The organism is Frankia sp. AvcI1 (assembly GCF_001420875.1).
Taxonomy (GTDB): Bacteria; Actinomycetota; Actinomycetes; order Frankiales; family Frankiaceae; genus Frankia; species Frankia alni.
This window is the reverse complement of sequence record NZ_LJFZ01000023.1, coordinates 117,019-123,732: the sequence shown is the minus strand read 5'-3', so window position 1 is coordinate 123,732 and position 6,714 is coordinate 117,019. Positions and strand designations below refer to the sequence as shown.

4 protein-coding genes and 1 pseudogene are annotated in these 6,714 nt (G+C 70.2%); all 5 read left to right on the top strand.

The features are described from left to right. Window positions 1-312: 312 nt before the first annotated feature. A pseudogene (locus tag UK94_RS21950) lies at window positions 313-654 on the top strand (hypothetical protein); the annotation flags it as partial. Window positions 655-3,704: 3,050 nt separating this feature from the next. Beyond that, window positions 3,705-3,920, top strand: coding sequence for a helix-turn-helix domain-containing protein (locus UK94_RS21920; RefSeq protein WP_055751338.1), 216 nt, complete (start codon window positions 3,705-3,707; stop codon window positions 3,918-3,920). 775 nt (window positions 3,921-4,695) lie between these two features. Then, window positions 4,696-5,037 (top strand): hypothetical protein (locus UK94_RS21910; protein WP_235489160.1); only part of this gene is annotated, 342 nt, incomplete at its 5' end. A gap of 886 nt (window positions 5,038-5,923) precedes the next feature. Further along, entirely contained in the window at window positions 5,924-6,199 is a 276-nt protein-coding gene (locus UK94_RS21900) for a hypothetical protein (protein WP_157734391.1), read from the top strand. Further along, window positions 6,196-6,498, top strand: coding sequence for a hypothetical protein (locus UK94_RS21895; protein WP_055751333.1), 303 nt, complete (start codon window positions 6,196-6,198; stop codon window positions 6,496-6,498). Before UK94_RS21900 ends, UK94_RS21895 begins: the two co-directional genes overlap by 4 nt. Window positions 6,499-6,714: the final 216 nt, after the last annotated feature.

The window sequence follows — 6,714 nt, the reverse complement described above, 5'->3', positions numbered from 1 at the left end:
CAACCCACCCATCGAAAAGGAGACCCGGCCATGAACCACGAGAACACGGCCACGACCGCCCCGGCCCCGCCTCAGGCCGCCGTGGCACTCGTCGACCTACCGAGCCCGCACACTGCCGGCGAGCGTGCCGCGGTGATCCTCGACGCGATCGAGGCCCACCCGGGGTTCGACCGGCTGCGCTCGAGCACCCTGCAGTACCCGACGTGCTGGGCGACGTTCACCGGCTACCCGCTGATCGCCGAGTGGGACCTCGACGCCGACGGGNCGCACCTGTTCGTCGAGGCGCTGCGCACGATGGCGATGAAGGCCGCNGTGTTCGAGCTCACCGGGGACGAGCGGGCCGCCGAGTTGGACGTGTCCGCGCCGGTCGACGAGATGGTCCACGCGCTGACCGCGCAGTTCACGATCCTCACCCGAATCCAGGCTGATCTTTCGCTGACATTCATCCACTCGACCGACGCGGAGCGGTTCGTCTACGACGAGAACGGTTACACCGACGAGGTGTACCGGGCCGCCGGCTGGGGTGAGCTGCCGCGCCGCTACTGGATCGGCCAACAGGAGACCCAGCGTCGCCTCGGCATCCTCTTCGAGCATTACGAGTCGATCGGTGTGCAGCGCGGCGGCCGGGCGCACTTTTTCACCTTCGGCCGCTAGACCTCCGCCNGGGCGACCCGCAGGGCGTCCACCACCAGGCCGGACGGAAACCGCTGCGCCGCGGACCGNTCGGCGTCGGCGAGCACCTCAGCCACCGCGTCGACGTCGGTGTGCCGGACCAGCGCCGTCATCCACCCGGCGAGCGCATCCGGATCGTCNGGCATCGGCCCCGGGTGCGCTGCCGGTTCGGCCTCCGCGGGCCAGCGTTGCCCTGCGGAGGCGTACCGGCCGACCGGGAAACCGATCTTGTGTGGATGGATGCAGACAGGCATCCCACTGTCCAGATCACGCCGGTAGCCGGCTGTCGTGTCGTACCGGCTGCCGGGNNCTGGCCCGTCGACGATGTCGAACCCGCCCGGGTCGTGGACCTGTCCCGGGCAGACCGCGCACAGCTCGTCCTCGCCCCAAGGATGATCCATGTCGGAAGTCACCCGCCCATCATCACCATCCGCCCGCCCGACTCGGCGGTCCATTCTCACCGCGCCCCGTCCGCGGATCGTCGCCGCGGCACTCGACATCGCCCGCCGCTGGTGCGNCGGGCATGTGATCGACGGCGCGCCAGCGTTGGGGCATGCCGTCCGGGTGGCGCTCACCCTGGGCCGGCGCATGCCCGACGTGCCGGCCGATCTGCTTGCCGCGGTGCTGCTGCACGACGTTCCCGACTACGCCCGTGCCGACGTCGTCGATGCCGAAGTCGGCGGCCGATGCGGCACGAACACGCTGATCGCACTGTGGGCAATCCACGACGAGCACACCGCGATGGACCTGTACCGCACCGACCCGGCCGCCGCGCTCCGCCGCCTCGATCGGCTGCCCGCCGGCGTCGCCGCTGCCCTCACCGCAGACAAGATTGTCAGCGTGCGGTATGTGCTGGCCGGGGCGCTCGCAGCCGCCGACCTGCGCGACTACTGGGCAAGCCGAATCGCGTTCCTCGCGCTCGTGCCCTACTTCCGGGCCTTCCACGCCGCGACCGCCGACCGCGTGCCCGCCGGACTCGCCGGTGAACTCGAGCAGCTTGTCGCCGCCGCTGAATCAGCCCGTCATGGCCGCCGCCTCACCGGGGCCGTCCCGCCCGCGTCGTGAGCCGGTGCGGGCGGTGCCGCATCGTATAGGAGGCGAATGACGATGGAGTTTTCTTTGATGTGGCAGCGGCCGGTCTGCGCCCCGGCAATCGAGTTCGGCCGGGACGGCCCCCACGTCCACATCCGCTACACCTACGCCGGCGAGACCCGCGGCACGTTCTACACCAACGAGGAGTGGCTTCCCCTCCTCGATGCCGTCCGCGCGGGCGAGCTGAACCGGCTGGGAACCGTCGTCCACCCCGATTCCGACGACGGCCCGTGGACCGTCTACCACCGGGGCATCCACAGCGGCCAGGCCGGCCGCATAGGCGGAGACGTCGTCCTCAGCGTCAACTACTACCGGAAACGCCACCGCTTCCCACGCGAGATCTGGGACCAGGTCCTCGCCGCCATGAAAAGCGGNGCCCTCGACGACCTGCCGTGCGGCTGACCATGCTGTGCCGCNAATGCGACGGCCGGGCGCAGGTGTGGCAACTCCGCTCCCGTACCAACGGCCTGCCGAAGGTGGTGAACCGAGGCTGCCGATCGTGCGACAGCTCCGGCCGCGTCCAGTTCCGCGCGCTCGTCTGACCCATCGCCTACGGCTGCGGCGTCCATCCGTAGCTCTCGCACAGCACCCGCCGAGCCCGCAGCCCCGCCACGGTGCCCGTCGGCGCGGTCAGCCCTGCCCACGCCACGCCAAATCCCGGGGTCTTCGACTGCAGCGACTGGAAATCGCTCGCCAGGATGATCTGCTGGTACCTGAGACTCTCCTCAGTCGGTTCGCCTCCGGCCGACGGTGAGGGTATCTGCGCCGCCATCGCGACGCCACGACACGCCTCGCTGCCATGGAAGTCGAGAACAGACGTAGCTGTGATAGTCGGCGTGGTGGTTGGGCTTGTCGACGGCCGCGCGGCCGATGCCGCCTGCGTGTCAGTTCTTGCCCCGCACCCCGCGAGCCCGATCGCGACGAGCAGCGCCGGTAACGCCCATCGTGTCCCCATGTGATCCCCCTTCGTGATGGGGTCAGGGTAGCGGCACGCTCCGATCTTGCCTGGGGTGCTGTTAGTGGACTGGGATGCGGTAGCCGCGGGCCGCCTGGTCTGCCGGGNGCACGATGTCGNCCGTCTCCACTGGCAGCTCACCTGCCAGGTGGGTCCGCTCGACGAGCTGCACCCATGAGNCGGACGCAAGGCTGAGCGCCTGCCGCTCGCTGTCCGTCGCCGGCCGCGCCCGGACGACCTCCGTTACCGCGTCGATGTGCATGCCGATCGAGTCGAACCGGGCTACGACACCGGCCGGGCCCTCGCCGCCTTCGGGTTCCTCGATCGGCGTGCCACCGACGAGCTTGAACGGCTCCCAGCTCACGGATGCCTGAGTGGGTTCCCCATCGGCGAGAAACACGTACTCGGTCCGCATGACGTGATCGCCGGGTTCGATCCCGAGCCGGGCCGCAACGTCCGGTTCGGCGCGTTCCCGGCGGGTCACCCACCGCCAAATTGGCGTGGCCTGAACCTGTTCGGCGTCCCGCGCGAACGGTGACGTCGGCCCGTCCGGACGGCGCTGGTACCGGTCGGTGGCCCATTGGATGGTCACGGCGGGGGGACGCCGGACGAACGTTCCGAACGGTGGGCGCCGGTCGATCAGCCCGTCCGCCTGCAGCACCGCGAGTGCCTGCCGGACTGTCGGCCTGGTGGTCTTCCACTGCTCCGCGAGCGTTTTTTCGCTTGGTAGCTTCGCGCCCTCGGCGAGGTCGCCGGAGGCGATCCGCTNCCGCAGGTCGGCTTCGATCCGCTCGTAGCGGCGGCGCCGCTCATCCGGGGTCACAGCGCAACGTTACCGCCTGTGGTCTAGACAGTCGTGTTGGTCGGACCGTCGCCGGTCACGGATCCGAGCAATGGTCTTGACGGTCTAGACCGTCTTCTCGTACGGTTCTCCTCGCCACATCGGCCATATCGACCACATCAGCCAAAGGAGGAAACGATCAAGGTGCAGATCGATGCGGCCCCACCACGTGTCGACGGCCTGCTGAAGCCCGGGGAAGCGCGGACCGCACTGCGCATCAGCGCGACAACGCTCGCCCGCTGGGCCCGCGCCGGAACGATCTCCGCGGTCACGCTGCCCTCCGGGCACCGCCGATACAGGCACGCCGACATCACAGCGATCCTCGCCGGTGCTGGTAGCGGGATCCCCGACCACTCGTAGGCAACACCCGAAAACGAAACGGCCCCGGCCGGAGAGGCAACTCCAGCCAGGGCCCAGATCAGAACACCTGCTGATGACAGGAGCCCGNCCGTGGCAAACATTCTGCCCGACCGTGCAATCGCCCACCACCCCGACCTCGCTGCCCTCGACACCTGGGACGACGGCCTGTTCGCCCACCGCGCCGACTTCATCGCCACCTGGTGCGAAAACCGGCCCGACCAGCGCGAGCGTGACATCGCATCGTTCGCCTCCGGGGAGATCCACCGGATCCGCGCCGAGAACGCGAAGAACCGCCGCCCCGGATGGGGCCCCGAGGTGGTCTGTGGCCGGTGCGGCCTCGACATCCACACCCGCAACGACGGACAGCCCCGCAAGCACCGATGCGACCCGATCGACAACCCCGAAGCGATCATTCACCAGTCCCACCCCGACCTCGTCGAGATGGACCGGCGGATCAGAGCCGTCATGCACACCGCCCGCGCCCGACTCGAGGCCGAACTCGCCCGCGTCGACGCCATCGCCGCCGCAGCAGCGAACCCCGCCCTGCGCACCGTGACCGCCGCCTACCGAGTCGGTGTCCTCGCCGCCCGTGACGACATCGCGCACCTCATCNCCTNCCACCATGACCGCCCCGAGGACGGCACGCTGCCAAGCCTCGCCGAGCTGCGGTCCGGAACCGGCGGCAATGCCCCGGGTCGCCTCCGCGCCGTCAGCAAAGTCGCCGTTTCCGGCTACGAGCACGGGATTGCCCTCGCCATCGGCGCCCTGATTGCCNCCAGCGAAGGCGCCTGAAATGGCGACCGTCGTCTATTCGACGGCCACGGCCGCCCCCCTGCTCCGCCCGGTCCGGTGGCGCGACCTGTGGGCCCGCGACAGCCGGCAGCCGGCCATGCCGCCCGCAGTCCGCGGCGCCCACCTCGTCGCGGTCGACGTGCCGGCCGGCAACGTCAGCGTGGGACGGCGCCTCGTCGCCGCTCTCCCATCCCATCTGCCCACCGGCTACGTGCTCATCGGGGGCTTCACCCCCGCCGCGATCGCGCCGGACCACCACACCATTCGCCTCATTTTCGCCTTGCACAGAGGCATCGACGACCGAGATCACCCGGCCGTCTTCTGAACCACCCGTCGGCGGGGCGCCGCAAGTCCGGGCGCCCCGCCTCGGCCCCAGCTTCGATCACGATTCGACAGGAAGCCGCGATGACCGCTCCCAGCGCCGCTACCGCCCGCACCTACACTCCCCGCGGAACCCCCCGCGCCACAGCCGCCGCCCCCCGCATGCTTACGAACCCCCGCCCTGCCCCCGACGGGCAGCCGAGCAGCACCCCGCGGCACCAGCCGACCCCACCGGCGGCGCGGCGCACGATCCCGGCCACCCTCGACGTGCCCGATCTGCACGACCACCGCGGCCCGGTCGAAATCTCGTGGCGTGAACTGCCGCACCGCTGCTCCCACCAGCCGCTCGGCGGTCACACCGACGTGTTCCACCGCGTCTGCGACGTTCCCCGCGACTACCCGGAAGCGCGGCTGCTGTCCGTGGTGATCCCCCACGACCGCGTCCACGCCTCTCGCGCAGGATCGGGCANCGGCGTCGATGTGCTGCGCGAAGCCCTCGCCGACGTTCCCGACGCGGCAATGCTCGTCGCCGGCCACCAAGGTTGGGACTGCACGGGCGACGAATCGGTTCAGCTCATCTTCGTCTTGGACCGCGACGACAGCGACACGGTCACCGCGGTCGCAGAGAAGGTGTCCTCGCCGACCGACGCTGAGGTGGACGACGCCAAGGCCATGCTGTCCGCCGCCGAGCCGGCGGGTGACACGGTCACCCGATGGGAGCTGGTCGCTGGCACCCTGCACGCGGCNCTCACCGATGCGCTGAACGGCCGCAGGGACAGCGACGACGTGCGTGCGGCTCGCGCCCTGTTCGCGGCGATGACACGCGACCAGGCCCTCAACGCCGGNCACTCCCACGACCACCGGCCGGTCATCACGAAGGAGAACAACCGGTGAGGGCCACCCCGATGATCCCCGCCGCCGACCTGGAACTGACCGAGCAGGACATCGCCTACGCGCGGGCCGCGTTCGCCGACTGCTCCGATCTGTGGGCGCTGCGGATGGAGCTGTCGGTGTCCACCGTGCGTGTGCACGCGCTGACCGCCGCGTTGACGTCCGGTGACATGCAGGCTGCCGCCGCGGCGATCCGGGCGATGCGTGCGGCCCGCCGCGTCTTCGAGGAACTGGCCGCGGCGCTGCCCAACGGCCGGACTGGGGATGCACGGTGAACCGCATCGACCCGCTGTTCACCGCCGACCAGATCGAACCGAACGCCGCCGACACGGCCCGTGCCCGCGCCCGGGTCGCCGGCCAGGACTGGCGGGGAACGCATCTGGTCGCCTCGTCGGCGCTTTGCGTTCGTATGCCCGGCCTGATGGCCGCGCTGACCATGCCGGGCTCGGTGGATATCGCGGCCGGGCACATCCGTCACCTGATCGCCGTCGCCCGTGTCTGCGACGAGCGGTTTACCGAACTCCAAGCCGACCTCGACGCCCAGATGGCCGCCGCCCGGAAGGAGGGGGAGTGATGACCCACGTGACCCNCACGACAGCGGCAACCCGGATCCCGCTCGTTGCCGTGACCAGCCATGACCGCGAGGCCGAGCCGAACCCAAACGGAGAGGAAACGATGGCCGACGACACGTCCAAGCAGGAGCAGGCCCGCGTCGACGTCAGGCTCGCGGAAACGGCCTCGGTGTTCATCGAGGTCGGCCACTTTCTCCTTCAGTCGCTGTCGGATTGCA